Below are 15,070 nucleotides of genomic sequence, written 5' to 3' on the forward strand. Positions count from 1 at the left end.
ACAGGCTCTCTTTGCGCTCGGCGGCGCTTGCTGATACGGATAGGGCGGCAGGTGTACATTTTGCGACCCTGAAAAACGCGATTCTAACAGACGAGAGGAGCAAATCCGCGCCTGCGTGCATCGCTTCTGTCTATACAATGGTGCCCGCGGCGCCGATTCCAAGGGGGCTGAGCCCATGTCCTTGGTGTGATTGCAGATTTCGAGTTCCGTTTCTGCCTTCCTTGTGATATAAAATGCGCCGCTTTCCGGGGATACCCCGAAAGGCTTAAATCCACACACGTGTCGACACGATGACCTGGGTGCTTTTGGCTTTATGCCACTGGTTGGTCATTGGGATACGTGGAGGCCAAACCCGACTTATTAAGGAACTATCATGTCCCAAGTCAATATGCGCGATATGCTGAAGGCCGGTGTGCACTTCGGTCACCAAACCCGTTACTGGAACCCGAAAATGGGTAAGTACATTTTCGGCGCGCGTAACAAGATTCACATCATCAACCTTGAAAAAACCCTGCCAATGTTCAACGAAGCTCTGACTTTCGTAGAGCGTCTGGCCCAGGGCAAAAACAAGATTCTGTTCGTCGGCACCAAGCGTTCCGCTGGCAAGATCGTTGCTGAAGAAGCAGCACGTTGCGGTTCGCCGTACGTCGATCACCGCTGGTTGGGCGGCATGCTGACCAACTTCAAAACCATTCGTGCTTCCATCAAGCGTCTGCGTGACCTTGAAGTTCAAGCCGAAGACGGTACTTTCGCCAAGCTGACCAAGAAAGAAGCGCTGATGCGCACTCGTGATCTTGAGAAGCTGGATCGTTCGCTGGGCGGCATCAAGGACATGGGCGGTCTGCCAGACGCACTGTTCGTGATCGACGTTGACCACGAGCGCATCGCGATCACCGAAGCCAACAAGCTGGGCATCCCGGTAATCGGCGTTGTCGATACCAACAGCAGCCCGGAAGGCGTTGACTACATCATCCCAGGCAACGATGACGCAATCCGCGCTATCCAGCTGTACATGGGTTCGATGGCTGACGCTGTTATCCGTGGTCGCAGCAATGTTGGCGGCGGCACTGTAGAGTTCGCAGCTGAAGAAGCTCCGGCAGCTGCAGCTGAGTAATTGACGCCCTGGCGTTGACTCAGTAAGCAAAAAGGGGGCTTGGCCCCCTTTTTGCCACCTCGAAAACCATTTGTTAACAGCGCAGCTACAGCATCTGTAACGTGCAGCGGCTAACAAGGGTGATTCGGGAAGAATTGAACGCCCGTTCGATCGGGTGGAATGGTTGAAAACCTATCCAAGAGGAATTTGAAAATGGCAGAGATTACTGCAGCGTTGGTTAAAGAACTGCGTGAGCGTACCGGCGAAGGCATGATGGATTGCAAAAAGGCCTTGACCAAGGCCGGCGGCGACATCGAAAAAGCCATCGACGACATGCGTGCTTCGGGCGCCATCAAGGCCGCCAAGAAAGCCGGCAACGTAGCTGCTGAAGGCGCGATCGCTCTGGTAGAAGACGGCAAGTCCGCCGTTCTGCTGGAAGTGAACTCGCAGACCGACTTCCTTGCTCTGCAAGACGACTTCAAGGCATTCGTTGCTGCCAGCGTCAAAAAAGCATTCGACGAGAAGCTGACCACTGTTGAGCCTCTGATCGAATCGCAAGAAGCTGATCGCCTGGTACTGGTCGGCAAGGTTGGCGAAAACGTCAACATCCGTCGTCTGGTTCGCGTTGAAGGTGATGTTGTTGGTGGTTACCTGCACGGCAACAAGATCGGTGTTGCAGTTGTTCTGAAAGGCGGCGACGTTGAGCTGGCCAAGGACATCGCTATGCACGTAGCGGCGACCAACCCAGAATTCCTGCTGCCATCGGAAGTTTCCGCTGAAGCGGTTGAGCGTGAGAAGGGCGTTTTCCTGAGCCTGAACGCTGACAAGATCGCTGGCAAGCCAGAAAACATCGTTGAAAACATGATCAAAGGCCGTATCAGCAAGTTCCTGGCTGAAGCGAGCCTGGTTGAGCAGGCGTTCGTCAAGAACCCTGAAATCAAAGTCGGCGACCTGGCCAAGAAAGCCGGTGCTGAAATCGTTTCCTTCACCTACTTCAAAGTAGGCGAAGGCATCGAGAAGCCGGTCGACAACTTCGCTGAAGAAGTTGCTGCCCAGCTGGCTGCCGCCAAGCAGTAAGACGGTTTTCAACTGTCGCCCGAAAGAGGCTGCCCGCTCACGCGCGCAGCCTCTTTTCAGATGGGGTAACCAATTATTTATTGGTTTCCACTTGGAACTGACTTACAAAGCCATGTTCCGATGGCGCTGAAGCAGCGCCAAGCTAGAGTGAACGCCAGCTGAAAACAGCTCGCAAAGAATTTTAAATACGCCGCAGGAGAGATTCGCAATGGCTCAGCAGGGCAGTGGTTATCAGGCTCGCTATAAACGCATTCTACTCAAGCTTAGCGGCGAGGCCCTGATGGGCTCGGAAGAGTTCGGGATCGATCCAAAAGTGCTGGATCGGATGGCGCTGGAAGTCGGCCAACTGGTCGGCATCGGCGTACAGGTCGGTCTGGTGATCGGCGGTGGCAACCTGTTCCGCGGCGAAGCCTTGAGCAAAGCCGGTATGGATCGGGTGACAGGCGACCACATGGGCATGCTGGCCACTGTGATGAACGCCCTGGCCATGCGCGACGCGCTGGAACGTGCGAATATCTCGGCAATCGTCATGTCGGCCATTTCGATGGTGGGCGTGACCGATCACTATGATCGCCGCAAAGCCATGCGTCACCTGAACTCCAAAGACGTCGTGATTTTCGCAGCCGGTACCGGCAATCCGTTCTTTACCACGGATTCGGCAGCCTGCCTGCGTGCAATCGAAATCGATGCCGATGTCGTGCTCAAGGCGACCAAGGTGGATGGCGTCTACACCGCAGATCCGTTCAAAGACCCGCATGCCGAGAAGTTCGATCATCTGACTTATGATGAAGTACTGGATCGCAAGCTGGGTGTAATGGACCTGACAGCTATTTGCCTGTGCCGCGACCACAAGATGCCGCTGCGCGTATTCAACATGAACAAGCCTGGCGCCCTGCTGAACATCGTGCATGGCGGCGCTGAAGGCACCCTGATCGAGGAAGGTCAACAATGATCAACGAAATCAAGAAAGACGCTCAAGAGCGTATGCAGAAATCCCTGGACTCTCTGGCCCATGCATTTGGTCAGATTCGTACCGGCAAGGCTCACCCAAGCATTCTGGGTAGCGTAATGGTCCCGTACTACGGCGCTGATACGTCCATTACCCAAGTGGCCAACATCACCGTTAAAGACTCGCGCACCCTGCAAGTCGTGGCTTTCGAGCGCAACATGCTTGCGGCTGTCGACAAGGCAATCCAGAGCGCTGGTCTGAACCTCAACCCGACCAACCTGGGCGAGTTGTTGCTGATCTCCATGCCTGCCCTGACCGAAGAAACCCGCAAGGGCTTCACCAAGCAGGCACGCAGTGCCGCAGAAGACGCTCGTGTTGCCGTGCGCAACATCCGTCGCGATGCGCTGGGTGATTTGAAGAAACTGGTTAAAGACAAAGAAATCAGCGAAGACGAAGAGCGTCGCGCTGCTGCCGATATCCAGAAGCTCACCGACAAGGCTGAGGCTGATATCGACGCGGCTACCAAGCAGAAAGAAGCGGATTTGATGGCCGTATAAGGGTCGAGTTTTTAATGGACAAGACCAAGCAGACTGCGCCGTCCGCGGTGCCGCGCCATGTCGCGATCATCATGGATGGCAACAATCGCTGGGCGAAAAAACGCTTTATGCCGGGTGTCGCCGGGCATAAGGCGGGCGTGGATGCGGTTCGTGCGGTAATCGAGGTGTGTGCCGAGGCCAAGGTCGAGGTGCTCACCCTGTTCGCTTTCTCCAGTGAAAACTGGCAGCGCCCGGCCGATGAGGTCAGCGCTTTGATGGACCTGTTCTTCAAGGCGCTGCGTCGTGAGGCCAAGCGCCTCAACGACAACAACATCAGCTTGCGCATCATTGGCGATCGCTCGCGCTTTCATCCGGAGCTTCAGGTCGCGATGCGCGAAGCCGAGGCCATGACCGCGGGTGCCAACCGTTTTATCCTGCAGATTGCCGCCAATTACGGCGGTCAGTGGGATATCGCACAAGCTGCACAGCGTCTTGCACGTGAAGTTCAGGCCGGGCATCTGCGTCCGGAGGACATCACTCCGGATCTGCTGCAAACCTGTCTGGCAACCGGTGATCTGCCGTTGCCGGATTTGTGCATCCGCACCGGTGGCGAGCACCGCATCAGCAACTTCCTGTTGTGGCAACTGGCTTACGCCGAGTTGTACTTCTCCGACCTATTCTGGCCGGACTTCAAACACGATGCCATGCGCAACGCGCTGGCCGATTTCGCTTCGCGCCAACGTCGCTTCGGTAAAACGAGCGAACAAGTCGAAGCTGGAGCCCGGGTTTAATGCTTAAACAACGAATCATCACCGCGCTGATCCTGCTGCCGATCGCCTTGTGCGGGTTTTTCCTGCTTGAAGGTTCCGGTTTTGCGCTGTTCATCGGGCTGGTCGTGAGCCTGGGCGCCTGGGAATGGGCGCGGCTGGCGGGCTTCACCGCACAATCGTTCCGCGTCGGTTTTGCCGCCGTCGTCGCATTGATGCTGTTCGTCATGTATGTGCTGCCCGGTCTCGCACCTTGGGTGCTCGGTGCTTCGGTGCTGTGGTGGGCGGTCGCGACGTATCTGGTGCTGACCTATCCACGTTCCAGCGAGCATTGGTCCAGTGCAGCCACCAAACTGGTGATCGGTTTGCTGATTCTGCTGCCGGCCTGGCAAGGTCTGGTACAGATCAAGCAATACCCGCTGGGTAACTGGCTGATCATGGCGGTCATGGTGTTGGTCTGGGGCGCAGATATCGGTGCCTATTTCTCTGGCCGTAAATTCGGCAAGCGCAAGTTGGCTCCTCAAGTCAGCCCCGGCAAGAGCTGGGAAGGCGTTTACGGCGGTCTGGCGCTGAGCCTGGTGATCACCGCGATTGTCGGTCTGGTGCGTGACTGGACGGTGGCCGAGTTGCTCAAGGGCCTGATTGGCGCTGCGCTGATCGTGTTTATTTCGGTTGTGGGAGACCTGACCGAAAGCATGTTCAAGCGTCAGTCCGGCATCAAGGACAGCAGTAATCTGCTGCCCGGTCACGGCGGCGTGCTTGATCGCATCGACAGCCTGACCGCGGCCATTCCGATCTTCGCCGTGTTGCTGTGGATGGCTGCGCCGTGAGTCGCCCGCAACTGATTACCGTTCTGGGCGCGACCGGCTCGATTGGTCTGAGCACCCTTGATGTGATTGCGCGTCATCCTGAGCGTTATCAGGTGTTCGCGTTGACCGGTTTTACGCGCCTCAGCGAATTGCTGGCCTTGTGCATACGTCACGTGCCGCAATTTGCCGTGGTGCCGGAAGTCACAGCAGCTCGCGGTTTGCAGGACGATTTGCGTGCAGCCGGTCTGGCGACCCGTGTGCTGGTGGGTGAGGCAGGTTTGTGTCAAGTCGCTTCTGCGCCGGAAGTCGATGCGGTCATGGCGGCGATTGTGGGTGCCGCTGGCCTACGTCCGACGCTGGCTGCTGTCGAAGCAGGCAAGAAGATTCTCCTGGCTAATAAAGAGGCGCTGGTAATGTCCGGCGCCTTGTTCATGCAGGCCGTACGCAAGAGCGGTTCGGTGCTACTGCCGATCGACAGCGAACACAATGCGATTTTCCAGTGCATGCCACAGGATTTCGCCACCGGATTAAGCAAGGTCGGTGTCCGTCGGATTTTACTCACAGCCTCTGGTGGACCGTTCCGGCAGACGCCCATGAGTGAATTGGCACATGTTTCGCCTGAGCAGGCGTGTGCGCATCCGAACTGGTCGATGGGCCGCAAGATCTCCGTGGATTCGGCCAGCATGATGAACAAAGGTCTTGAGTTGATCGAGGCCTGCTGGTTGTTTGATGCAAAACCGGCGCAGGTCGAGGTGGTCATTCATCCGCAAAGCGTGATTCACTCGCTGGTCGATTATGTCGACGGTTCGGTCCTGGCGCAGTTGGGCAATCCTGACATGCGCACGCCGATCGCCAGCGCGCTGGCCTGGCCGGAGCGTATCGACTCCGGCGTCGCGCCGCTGGATCTGTTTGCGATTGCGCGTCTGGACTTCGAGGCGCCGGATGAAGAGCGCTTCCCGTGCCTGCGTCTGGCGCGGCAAGCGGCCGAGGTGGGCGACAGTGCACCGGCGATGCTCAATGCGGCCAACGAAGTAGCGGTGGCCGCGTTTCTCGACGGACGGGTTCGTTACCTGGAAATCGCGAGTATCATCGAGGACGTCTTGAGTCTTGAGCCGGTCGTAGCGCTGGATGATCTCGATGCTGTGTTCACGGCGGACGCGAAGGCCCGAGTTCTGGCCGAGCAATGGTTGGCTCGTCACGATCGATAGGTTTTGCAACACAATGGTTTCAAGCAGCACTGAACGGGATTGCGGAGAAAGTAGATGAGCGCGCTCTATATGATTGCCGGCACCCTGATCGCCTTGGGTGTGCTGGTCACCTTTCACGAATTCGGCCACTTCTGGGTCGCGCGTCGCTGTGGCGTCAAGGTTCTGCGCTTTTCCGTAGGCTTTGGCATGCCGCTGCTGCGCTGGCACGACAAGCAAGGCACCGAGTTCGTCATCGCTGCGATTCCGCTGGGTGGCTACGTCAAGATGCTCGACGAGCGCGAAGGCGAAGTGCCGGTTGATCAGCTCGATCAGTCGTTCAATCGCAAGTCCGTTCGCCAGCGTATTGCTATTGTCGCGGCCGGCCCTATCGCCAACTTTCTACTGGCCCTGGTGTTTTTCTGGGTATTGGCGATGCTCGGTAGTGAGCAGGTGCGTCCGGTTATCGGTGCGGTCGAATCCGGCAGTATCGCCGCGAAGGCCGGTTTGGGTGCAGGTCAGGAGATCGTTGCGATCGATGGCGAGCCGACTTCCGGCTGGGCTGCCGTCAATTTGCAGCTGGTTCGCCGGCTCGGCGAAAGCGGCTCGTTGCAGGTGCTGGTGCGCGAGCAGGGCTCTACGGCGGATTTGCCCCGTGAACTGACGCTGGATGAGTGGCTCAAGGGTGCTGATGAGCCGGATCCGATCCGCTCTCTGGGGATTCGTCCATGGCGTCCAGCCTTGCCGCCTGTACTTGCCGAACTTGATCCAAAAGGCCCGGCCCAGGCCGCTGGCCTGAAAACCGGTGATCGCCTGGTGTCTCTTGACGGTCAGGCGCTCAATGACTGGCAACAAGTGGTCGATACCGTTCGTACGCGTCCTGATACCAAAATCTTGCTGCGAGTCGAGCGCGATGGTGCTCAAATCGACGTCCCTGTGACCTTGGCGGCGCGCGGTGAGAGCAAGGCGCCCAGCGGTTATCTGGGTGCAGGCGTAAAAGCGATCGACTGGCCGCCGGAGATGATCCGCGAAGTCAGTTATGGGCCGTTGGCCGCGATTGGCGAGGGTGCTCGTCGCACTTGGACCATGAGCATCCTCACGCTGGATTCGCTCAAGAAAATGCTGTTCGGCGAGCTCTCGGTAAAAAACTTGAGTGGACCGATAACCATTGCTAAAGTGGCGGGCGCTTCTGCCCAGTCGGGCGTCGCTGATTTCCTGAATTTCCTTGCTTATCTGAGTATTAGCCTGGGTGTTCTGAATTTGCTGCCCATTCCTGTACTGGATGGGGGGCATTTGTTGTTTTATCTGATCGAGTGGGCGCGTGGTCGTCCCTTGTCGGATCGGGTGCAAGGTTGGGGGATACAGATCGGTATCAGTTTGGTGGTCGGGGTGATGTTGCTTGCTCTGGTCAACGATCTGGGTCGACTGTAACGCTTCGCTGAATTGCGAATCTGCCGCATTTTGCGGCAGTTTGTTTATTGCCAGTTGGAATAAGAAAGGACTTCATGAAACGTCTGCTGCTAACTGCGGTTCTCACCGTATTGATGATCGCCGAAGTTCACGCCGAGTCCTTCACCATCTCTGATATTCGCGTCAATGGCCTCCAGCGGGTCTCCGCGGGTAGTGTCTTTGGTGCCTTGCCGTTGAACGTCGGCGAGCAGGCGGATGATCGTCGCCTGGTGGAATCCACTCGTGCGTTGTTCAAAACCGGTTTCTTTCAAGATATCCAGCTGGGCCGCGAAGGCAACGTTCTGGTGATCACGGTCGTCGAACGTCCGTCGGTTGCCAGTATCGAGATCGAGGGCAACAAGGCGATCTCCACTGAAGACTTGATGAAAGGCCTCAAGCAGTCCGGTCTGGCCGAAGGCGAGATCTTCCAGCGTGCCACCCTCGAAGGCGTGCGTAACGAACTGCAGCGCCAGTACGTCGCGCAAGGTCGCTATTCGGCTACGGTCGATACCGAAGTGGTATCCCAGCCGCGTAACCGCGTCGGCCTGAAAGTGAAGATCAACGAAGGCACCGTTGCGGCCATTCAGCACATCAACGTGGTGGGTAACACGGTTTTCCCTGAGGAAGACCTGACCGACCTGTTCGAGCTGAAGACCACCAACTGGCTGTCGTTCTTCAAGAACGATGACAAATATGCCCGTGAAAAACTATCCGGTGACCTGGAGCGTCTGCGTTCCTACTATCTGGATCGCGGCTATATCAACATGGATATCGCTTCGACCCAGGTGTCCATCACCCCGGACAAGAAGCACGTCTACATCACTGTCAACGTGACCGAAGGCGAGAAGTACACCGTTCGCGACGTCAAACTCAGCGGTGACCTCAAAGTCCCTGAAGACCAGGTCAAGTCCCTGTTGCTGGTGCAGAAAGGCCAGGTGTTCTCGCGCAAGCTGATGACTACCACCTCTGAACTGATCACCCGTCGTCTGGGTAACGAGGGTTACACCTTCGCCAACGTCAACGGCGTGCCTCAGCCGCACGATGATGACCACACTGTGGACATCCTCTTTGCCGTCGATCCGGGCAAGCGTGCCTACGTCAACCGCATCAACTTCCGTGGTAACACCAAGTCGGAAGACGAAGTGTTGCGTCGTGAAATGCGTCAGATGGAAGGTGGCTGGGCTTCGACTTACCTGATCGACCAGTCCAAGACCCGTCTTGAGCGTCTGGGCTTCTTTAAAGAAGTCAACGTCGAAACCCCGGCCGTTCCGGGGGTCGATGACCAGGTTGATGTGAACTACAGCGTTGAAGAGCAGGCTTCGGGTTCGATTACCGCCAGTGTCGGTTTCGCCCAGAGTGCCGGTCTGATCCTCGGTGGTTCGATCACCCAGAACAACTTCCTCGGTAGCGGTAACCGCGTCAGCATCGGTCTGACCCGAAGCGAATACCAGAGCCGCTACAACTTCGGCTATGTTGACCCGTACTGGACCGCCGATGGTGTGAGCCTGGGTTACAACGCGTTCTACCGCACCACTGACTACGATGAACTCGATGCCGATATCTCGAGCTACTCCGTAGACAGCCTGGGCGCCGGTGTCAACGTTGGCTACCCGATCAGCGAGACTTCGCGACTGACCTTCGGTCTGTCTGCTCAGCAAGACACGATCAATACAGGTAAATACACCGTTGACGAGATTTTTGACTTCGTCAAACAGGAAGGCGACAGCTATCTGAACTTCAAGGCGTCGGCCGGCTGGTCCGAGTCGACCCTTAACAAAGGTGTACTGCCGACCCGTGGCCGTTCCCAGAGCCTGACCCTGGAGAGCACCATTCCGGGCAGCGACCTGTCGTTCTTCAAACTTGATTACCGTGGTCAGTTGTTCCAGCCACTGAGCGAAAACTACACCATGCGTCTGCACACCGAACTCGGTTATGGCGACGGTTACGGTTCGACTGACGGCTTGCCGTTCTATGAAAACTACTATGCTGGTGGTTTCAACTCGGTTCGTGGTTTCAAGGACAGTACGCTTGGCCCGCGAAGCACGCCAAGCCGTGGCGCAGGTGTGACCGGTAACACCGGTACGCTGGCCGACCCGGATCAGGATCCGCTGCCGTTCGGCGGTAACGTGTTGATCCAGGGTGGTGTCGAACTGCTGTTCCCGCTGCCGTTTGTCAAAGATCAGCGTTCCCTGCGTACTTCGGTATTCTGGGATGTGGGTAACGTATTTGACTCCAAGTGCGAGAAGACTACCAACGCTACCGTCGGTTCGACTTCCTCCACTCAGTGCAACGACATCAGCCTGAGCAACATGGCAAGTTCCGTCGGTGTAGGCGTGACTTGGGTTACCGCGCTGGGTCCTCTGAGCTTCGCGTTGGCCATGCCGATCAAGAAACCGGATGACGCTGAAACTCAAGTGTTCCAATTCTCCCTCGGCCAGACGTTCTAAGCGTCTGCCCCAAGATAACGACAATGGATTTTGTAGGAGTGCATCGTGCGTAAGTTGACTCAATTGGTTCTCCTGGCCTCCGTACTGGTGGCAGGCCCGGCGTTCGCCGACATGAAAATCGCCGTCCTGAACTATCAGATGGCTCTGCTGGAATCCGATGCGGCGAAGAAGTACGCCGTGGATGCCGAGAAGAAGTTCGGTCCTCAACTGACCAAACTGAAGACTCTGGAAAGCAGCGCCAAAGGCATTCAGGATCGTCTGATGGCCGGTGGTGACAAGATGCAGCAAGGCGAGCGCGAGCGTCTGGAGCTTGAATTCAAGCAAAAGGCCCGTGATTTCCAGTTCCAGTCCAAGGAGCTGAACGAAGCCAAAGCCGTTGCCGACCGCGAAATGCTCAAGCAACTGAAGCCAAAACTGGATGGCGCCGTGGAAGAAGTCATCAAGAAAGGTGGTTTTGACCTGGTGTTCGAGCGTGGCGCAGTCATCGATGTCAAACCTCAGTACGACATCACGCGCCAGGTTATCGAGCGCATGAATCAGCTGAAGTAACCCATGACCGTGACTATCAAGCTCGGCCAGTTGGCCGAGTTCCTCGGCGCCACCCTGCGTGGCGACCCGGAGAAGCAAATTACTGGGCTAGCCACTTTGCAAGAGGCTGGCCCAGCTCAGTTGAGCTTTCTGGCAAATCCGCAATACCGCAAATTCCTGGCAGGCTCGCAGGCGGCAGCGCTGTTGCTCAAAGAAGCTGATGCCGAAGGTTTTGCCGGCAATGCGCTGGTGGTGCCGGATCCTTATCTGGCCTATGCACGCATCTCTCACTTGTTCGATCCCAAGCCAAAAGCCACTGCGGGTATTCATCCTTCGGCGGTGATAGCAGCTGATGCGGTGGTTGATCCAACCGCCAGCATCAGTGCGTTTGTGGTGATCGAGGCAGGTGCGCGGATTGGTGCGCAGGTCACTCTGGGTGCCCATTGTGTTATCGGTGCACGCAGTGAAATTGGTGAAGGCGGCTGGCTCGCGCCGCGCGTGACCCTGTATCACGACGTTCGTATCGGCAAGCGTGTGGTTATCCAGTCGGGTGCCGTAATCGGTGGTGAAGGCTTCGGCTTTGCCAACGAGAAGGGTATCTGGCAGAAAATCGCCCAGATTGGTGGTGTGACCATCGGTGACGATGTGGAGATCGGCGTGAATACCGCCATCGACCGCGGTGCGTTGGCCGATACAGTGATCGGCAATGGTGTAAAGCTCGACAACCAGATCCAGATTGCTCACAACGTCCAGGTCGGTGATCACACCGCGATGGCTGCGTGCGTGGGTATTTCCGGCAGCACCAAAATCGGCAAGCACTGCATGCTGGCCGGTGGTGTCGGTCTGGTCGGGCACATTGATATTTGCGACAACGTTTTCCTGACCGGGATGACCATGGTGACCCACTCGATTACCGAGCCGGGTGCCTATTCTTCCGGCACAGCCATGCAACCGGCTGCCGAATGGCGCAAAAGCGCGGCACGCATCCGTCAGCTCGATGACATCGCGCGACGTTTGAAACAGCTGGAAAAGCGCGTAGGGGAAGTGACCCCTGACGGCAATGCTTCATCTGATGGCTGATACCATTTCCATATCAAGTGTGCACAGCCGCTAGACTGCCTCCTTGATTTGCTAGAGGAGTGCGCGTCAGTCGCGCTCCCAATCTTTACATAGGCTTCCCCCCGAAATGATGGACATCAACGAGATTCGCGAATACCTGCCTCACCGTTACCCGTTCCTGCTGGTGGACCGGGTGGTGGAACTGGACACTGAAGGCAAGCGAATTCGCGCCTACAAGAATGTCAGCATCAATGAGCCGTTCTTCAATGGTCACTTCCCTGCGCACCCAATCATGCCGGGCGTGCTGATCATCGAAGCGATGGCTCAGGCTGCCGGGATCCTCGGTTTCAAAATGCTCGACGTCAAACCGGCCGACGGCACCCTGTATTACTTCGTTGGTTCGGACAAACTGCGCTTCCGCCAGCCAGTCAAGCCTGGCGACCAGTTGATTCTTGAAGCCACGTTCATCAGCTGCAAGCGCAAGATCTGGAAATTCGAATGCCAGGCTTCGGTTGATGGCAAGCCGGTCTGCTCGGCCGAGATCATCTGCGCGGAACAAAAAGTATGAGTTTGATTGACCCTCGCGCAATCATCGATCCGTCTGCCGTTCTGGCTGACGGCGTCGAGGTCGGCCCGTGGTCGATCATCGGCGCAGGTGTGGAAATCGGCGAGGGTACCGTGATCGGGCCGCATGTGATTCTCAAAGGCCCGACCCGCATTGGTAAACACAATCGCATCTACCAGTTTTCTTCGGTAGGCGAAGACACACCCGATTTGAAGTACAAGGGTGAAGAAACCCGCCTGGTGATCGGTGACCACAACGTCATCCGTGAAGGCGTGACGATTCACCGGGGTACCGTTCAGGACCGTTCGGAAACCACGCTGGGCGATCACAATCTGATCATGGCTTATGCGCACATCGGTCACGACAGTGTCATCGGCAATAACTGCATTCTGGTCAACAACACCGCGTTGGCTGGCCACGTGCACGTCGATGACTGGGCGATCCTCTCCGGGTTCACCCTGGTTCACCAGTATTGCCACATCGGCGCCCACAGCTTTTCCGGTATGGGCACGGCAATTGGCAAAGACGTTCCGGCGTTCGTCACCGTGTTCGGCAACCCGGCCGAAGCGCGCAGCATGAACTTCGAGGGCATGCGCCGTCGCGGGTTCAGCGAAGACGCTATCCACGCGCTGCGCCGTGCTTATAAAACCGTTTATCGCCGAGGGCTGACAGTTGATCAGGCCTTGGCCGACCTGGCAGAGCCTGCTGCTCAGTTCCCGGAAGTCGCTGTGTTCCGCGACTCCATCGAGTCATCGACTCGCGGCATCACCCGCTGATCATGGCCAGTCTGCGTATTGCGCTGGTGGCGGGGGAGGCTTCCGGTGACATTCTCGGTGCCGGTCTCATGCGTGCCCTCAAGGCACAACATCCGTCAGTCGAGTTCATCGGTGTCGGCGGTCCGTTGATGGAGGCCGAAGGCCTGACTTCCTACTTCCCCATGGAGCGCTTGTCGGTCATGGGGTTGGTTGAGGTGCTCGGCCGGCTGCGCGAGTTGCTCAAACGTCGCAAAAAGCTGATTGCCACGCTGATTGCCGAGAAGCCTGACGCGTTCATTGGCATCGATGCCCCGGACTTCAACCTCAATATCGAACTCAAGCTGCGTCAGGCCGGGATCAAAACCGTGCATTACGTCAGCCCGTCGGTGTGGGCATGGCGGCAGAAGCGCGTGCTGAAGATTCGCGAAGGTTGCGATCTGATGCTCACGCTGTTCCCGTTTGAAGCCAAATTCTACGAAGAGAAAGGCGTGCCGGTGCGGTTCGTCGGTCACTCGCTGGCCGATGCCATACCGCTGCAAGCCGATCGCGCCGCAGCGCGTGCCGAGTTGGGTTTGCCCGACGGACCGCTGGTCGCGTTGATGCCCGGCAGTCGTGGCGGTGAAGTCGGTCGTCTCGGCGCGTTGTTTCTCGATACGGCGCAACGCCTGCGAGCCCTGCGCCCCGGTGTGCGTTTTGTCATGCCGTGCGCCAGTCCGGAGCGCCGTGTGCAGCTTGAAGAGCTGCTCGCCGGCCGCGACTTGCCGGTGACCTTGCTTGATGGCAAGTCCCATCTGGCCCTGGCTGCGTGCAATGCTGTGCTGATCGCTTCCGGCACGGCGACCCTTGAAGCGCTGTTGTACAAGCGGCCGATGGTGGTTGCGTATCGCCTGGCACCGCTGACGTTCTGGATTCTCAAGCGGATGGTCAAGAGCCCGTACGTGTCTCTGCCGAACCTGCTGGCCCAGCGCCTGTTGGTGCCGGAATTATTGCAGGATGATGCGACAGTCGAGGCGCTGGCGCAGACCCTGTCGCCATTGATCGAGGGCGGCGAAGAGCAGACCCGTGGTTTCGACGAGATCCATCGCACACTGCGGCTGGATGCTTCCAACCAAGCGGCGGATGCCGTGCTGAACCTGATCGGTCAAACACGATGAGCAAGAAAGTTATGCAGATGGGCCTGGATTTCACTCTGGTTGCCGAAGTTGAAGAACTGGTCGCTGGCGTCGATGAAGTCGGTCGTGGCCCGTTGTGCGGTGCGGTGGTGACGGCGGCGGTGATCCTTGATCCGAACCGGCCGATTCTCGGTCTCAATGACTCGAAGAAACTCACCGAAGCCAAGCGTGAAAAGCTTTATGACGAGATCATCGAGAAGTCCCTGAGCTGGTGCATCGCCCGCGCCGAAGTCGAAGAAATCGACGAGCTGAACATTCTGCACGCGACCATGCTGGCCATGCAGCGCGCGGTGGCCGGGCTGCACATTCAGCCGAAACTGGCGATGATCGACGGCAATCGCTGCCCGCACTTGCCCATGCGCGCCGAAGCGGTGGTGCAGGGCGATGGCAAGGTTCCAGCCATTGCGGCGGCATCGATTCTGGCCAAGGTCAGTCGTGACCGCGAAATGGCCGCATTCGAGTTGATCTATCCGGGTTACGGTATCGGCGGCCATAAAGGCTACCCGACGCCCGTTCATCTGGAAGCGTTGGTTCGCTTGGGCCCGACGCCGATCCACCGGCGCTCGTTCGCCCCGGTGCGTCAGGCTTATGAGGCACTGGAAGGTCTGACGCAGGTTTAGTCGCAAGGCTGATGTTTTGTTCAAGGCCCGGTACAATCCGGGCCTTGTTGTCTCTCTGTA

The 15,070-nt window shown here is 57.5% G+C and carries 15 protein-coding genes; all 15 read left to right on the forward strand.

Annotated features, from left to right (window positions below):
* Window positions 1-373: 373 nt before the first annotated feature.
* The 15 genes from rpsB (at window position 374) to rnhB (ending at window position 15,010) form a co-directional block, all read left to right on the forward strand.
* Window positions 374-1,114, forward strand: coding sequence for a 30S ribosomal protein S2 (gene rpsB / locus ACA061_RS05340; protein ID WP_042557874.1), 741 nt, complete (start codon window positions 374-376; stop codon window positions 1,112-1,114).
* Between the two features lie 192 nt (window positions 1,115-1,306).
* Window positions 1,307-2,170, forward strand: a complete 864-nt coding sequence (tsf, locus tag ACA061_RS05345) for a translation elongation factor Ts (protein ID WP_042557875.1) — start codon at window positions 1,307-1,309, stop codon at window positions 2,168-2,170.
* Between the two features lie 208 nt (window positions 2,171-2,378).
* A complete protein-coding gene (gene pyrH, locus ACA061_RS05350) occupies window positions 2,379-3,122 on the forward strand; it encodes a UMP kinase (protein ID WP_003222124.1) in 744 nt (247 codons plus the stop codon).
* A complete protein-coding gene (gene frr / locus ACA061_RS05355; RefSeq protein WP_042557876.1) occupies window positions 3,119-3,676 on the forward strand; it encodes a ribosome recycling factor in 558 nt (185 codons plus the stop codon). Before pyrH ends, frr begins: the two co-directional genes overlap by 4 nt.
* 14 nt (window positions 3,677-3,690) lie before the next feature.
* Window positions 3,691-4,446 carry a polyprenyl diphosphate synthase gene (gene uppS, locus ACA061_RS05360; protein WP_042557877.1) on the forward strand — a complete coding sequence of 252 codons (756 nt, stop codon included), beginning with the start codon at window positions 3,691-3,693 and terminating at the stop codon, window positions 4,444-4,446.
* Window positions 4,446-5,252: a phosphatidate cytidylyltransferase gene (locus tag ACA061_RS05365; protein WP_210553890.1), complete on the forward strand. Its 807-nt coding sequence runs from the start codon at window positions 4,446-4,448 to the stop codon at window positions 5,250-5,252. The genes uppS and ACA061_RS05365 overlap by 1 nt, the downstream gene beginning before the upstream one ends.
* Window positions 5,249-6,439, forward strand: coding sequence for a 1-deoxy-D-xylulose-5-phosphate reductoisomerase (gene ispC, locus ACA061_RS05370; protein WP_150604710.1), 1,191 nt, complete (start codon window positions 5,249-5,251; stop codon window positions 6,437-6,439). Before ACA061_RS05365 ends, ispC begins: the two co-directional genes overlap by 4 nt.
* A gap of 54 nt (window positions 6,440-6,493) precedes the next feature.
* The gene (gene rseP, locus ACA061_RS05375; RefSeq protein ID WP_150604709.1) at window positions 6,494-7,846 is read left to right on the forward strand and encodes a sigma E protease regulator RseP; all 1,353 of its coding nucleotides are present in this window, start codon (window positions 6,494-6,496) and stop codon (window positions 7,844-7,846) included.
* Window positions 7,847-7,920: 74 nt separating this feature from the next.
* Window positions 7,921-10,311 (forward strand): outer membrane protein assembly factor BamA, encoded by a 2,391-nt coding sequence (gene bamA / locus ACA061_RS05380; protein WP_150604708.1) that lies wholly within the window; start codon window positions 7,921-7,923, stop codon window positions 10,309-10,311.
* A 45-nt stretch (window positions 10,312-10,356) separates the two neighbouring features.
* On the forward strand, window positions 10,357-10,860 hold the full coding sequence (locus ACA061_RS05385) for an OmpH/Skp family outer membrane protein (RefSeq protein WP_042557882.1): 504 nt from the start codon (window positions 10,357-10,359) through the stop codon (window positions 10,858-10,860).
* A 3-nt stretch (window positions 10,861-10,863) separates the two neighbouring features.
* Window positions 10,864-11,919 (forward strand): UDP-3-O-(3-hydroxymyristoyl)glucosamine N-acyltransferase, encoded by a 1,056-nt coding sequence (gene lpxD / locus ACA061_RS05390; protein ID WP_210701070.1) that lies wholly within the window; start codon window positions 10,864-10,866, stop codon window positions 11,917-11,919.
* 106 nt (window positions 11,920-12,025) lie between these two features.
* Entirely contained in the window at window positions 12,026-12,466 is a 441-nt protein-coding gene (gene fabZ, locus ACA061_RS05395) for a 3-hydroxyacyl-ACP dehydratase FabZ (protein WP_016771469.1), read from the forward strand.
* Window positions 12,463-13,239, forward strand: coding sequence for an acyl-ACP--UDP-N-acetylglucosamine O-acyltransferase (lpxA, locus tag ACA061_RS05400; RefSeq protein WP_150604706.1), 777 nt, complete (start codon window positions 12,463-12,465; stop codon window positions 13,237-13,239). Before fabZ ends, lpxA begins: the two co-directional genes overlap by 4 nt.
* A gap of 2 nt (window positions 13,240-13,241) precedes the next feature.
* Window positions 13,242-14,372, forward strand: a complete 1,131-nt coding sequence (gene lpxB / locus ACA061_RS05405) for a lipid-A-disaccharide synthase (protein ID WP_215731359.1) — start codon at window positions 13,242-13,244, stop codon at window positions 14,370-14,372.
* Window positions 14,373-14,383: 11 nt separating this feature from the next.
* Window positions 14,384-15,010, forward strand: coding sequence for a ribonuclease HII (rnhB, locus tag ACA061_RS05410; protein ID WP_042557887.1), 627 nt, complete (start codon window positions 14,384-14,386; stop codon window positions 15,008-15,010).
* The last annotated feature ends 60 nt before the right edge of the window (window positions 15,011-15,070 follow it).

Source organism: Pseudomonas sp. LBUM1668, from assembly GCF_059695715.1.

Bases quoted from the DNA above. Each gene is read 5' to 3' on its own strand.
- rpsB (WP_042557874.1), top strand. From the start codon at position 374: ATGTCCCAAGTCAATATGCGCGATATGCTGAAGGCCGGTGTGCACTTC.
- tsf (WP_042557875.1), top strand. From the start codon at position 1,307: ATGGCAGAGATTACTGCAGCGTTGGTTAAAGAACTGCGTGAGCGTACC.
- pyrH (WP_003222124.1), top strand. From the start codon at position 2,379: ATGGCTCAGCAGGGCAGTGGTTATCAGGCTCGCTATAAACGCATTCTA.
- frr (WP_042557876.1), top strand. From the start codon at position 3,119: ATGATCAACGAAATCAAGAAAGACGCTCAAGAGCGTATGCAGAAATCC.
- uppS (WP_042557877.1), top strand. From the start codon at position 3,691: ATGGACAAGACCAAGCAGACTGCGCCGTCCGCGGTGCCGCGCCATGTC.
- ACA061_RS05365 (WP_210553890.1), top strand. From the start codon at position 4,446: ATGCTTAAACAACGAATCATCACCGCGCTGATCCTGCTGCCGATCGCC.
- rseP (WP_150604709.1), top strand. From the start codon at position 6,494: ATGAGCGCGCTCTATATGATTGCCGGCACCCTGATCGCCTTGGGTGTG.
- bamA (WP_150604708.1), top strand. From the start codon at position 7,921: ATGAAACGTCTGCTGCTAACTGCGGTTCTCACCGTATTGATGATCGCC.
- lpxD (WP_210701070.1), top strand. From the start codon at position 10,864: ATGACCGTGACTATCAAGCTCGGCCAGTTGGCCGAGTTCCTCGGCGCC.
- fabZ (WP_016771469.1), top strand. From the start codon at position 12,026: ATGATGGACATCAACGAGATTCGCGAATACCTGCCTCACCGTTACCCG.
- lpxA (WP_150604706.1), top strand. From the start codon at position 12,463: ATGAGTTTGATTGACCCTCGCGCAATCATCGATCCGTCTGCCGTTCTG.
- lpxB (WP_215731359.1), top strand. From the start codon at position 13,242: ATGGCCAGTCTGCGTATTGCGCTGGTGGCGGGGGAGGCTTCCGGTGAC.
- rnhB (WP_042557887.1), top strand. From the start codon at position 14,384: ATGCAGATGGGCCTGGATTTCACTCTGGTTGCCGAAGTTGAAGAACTG.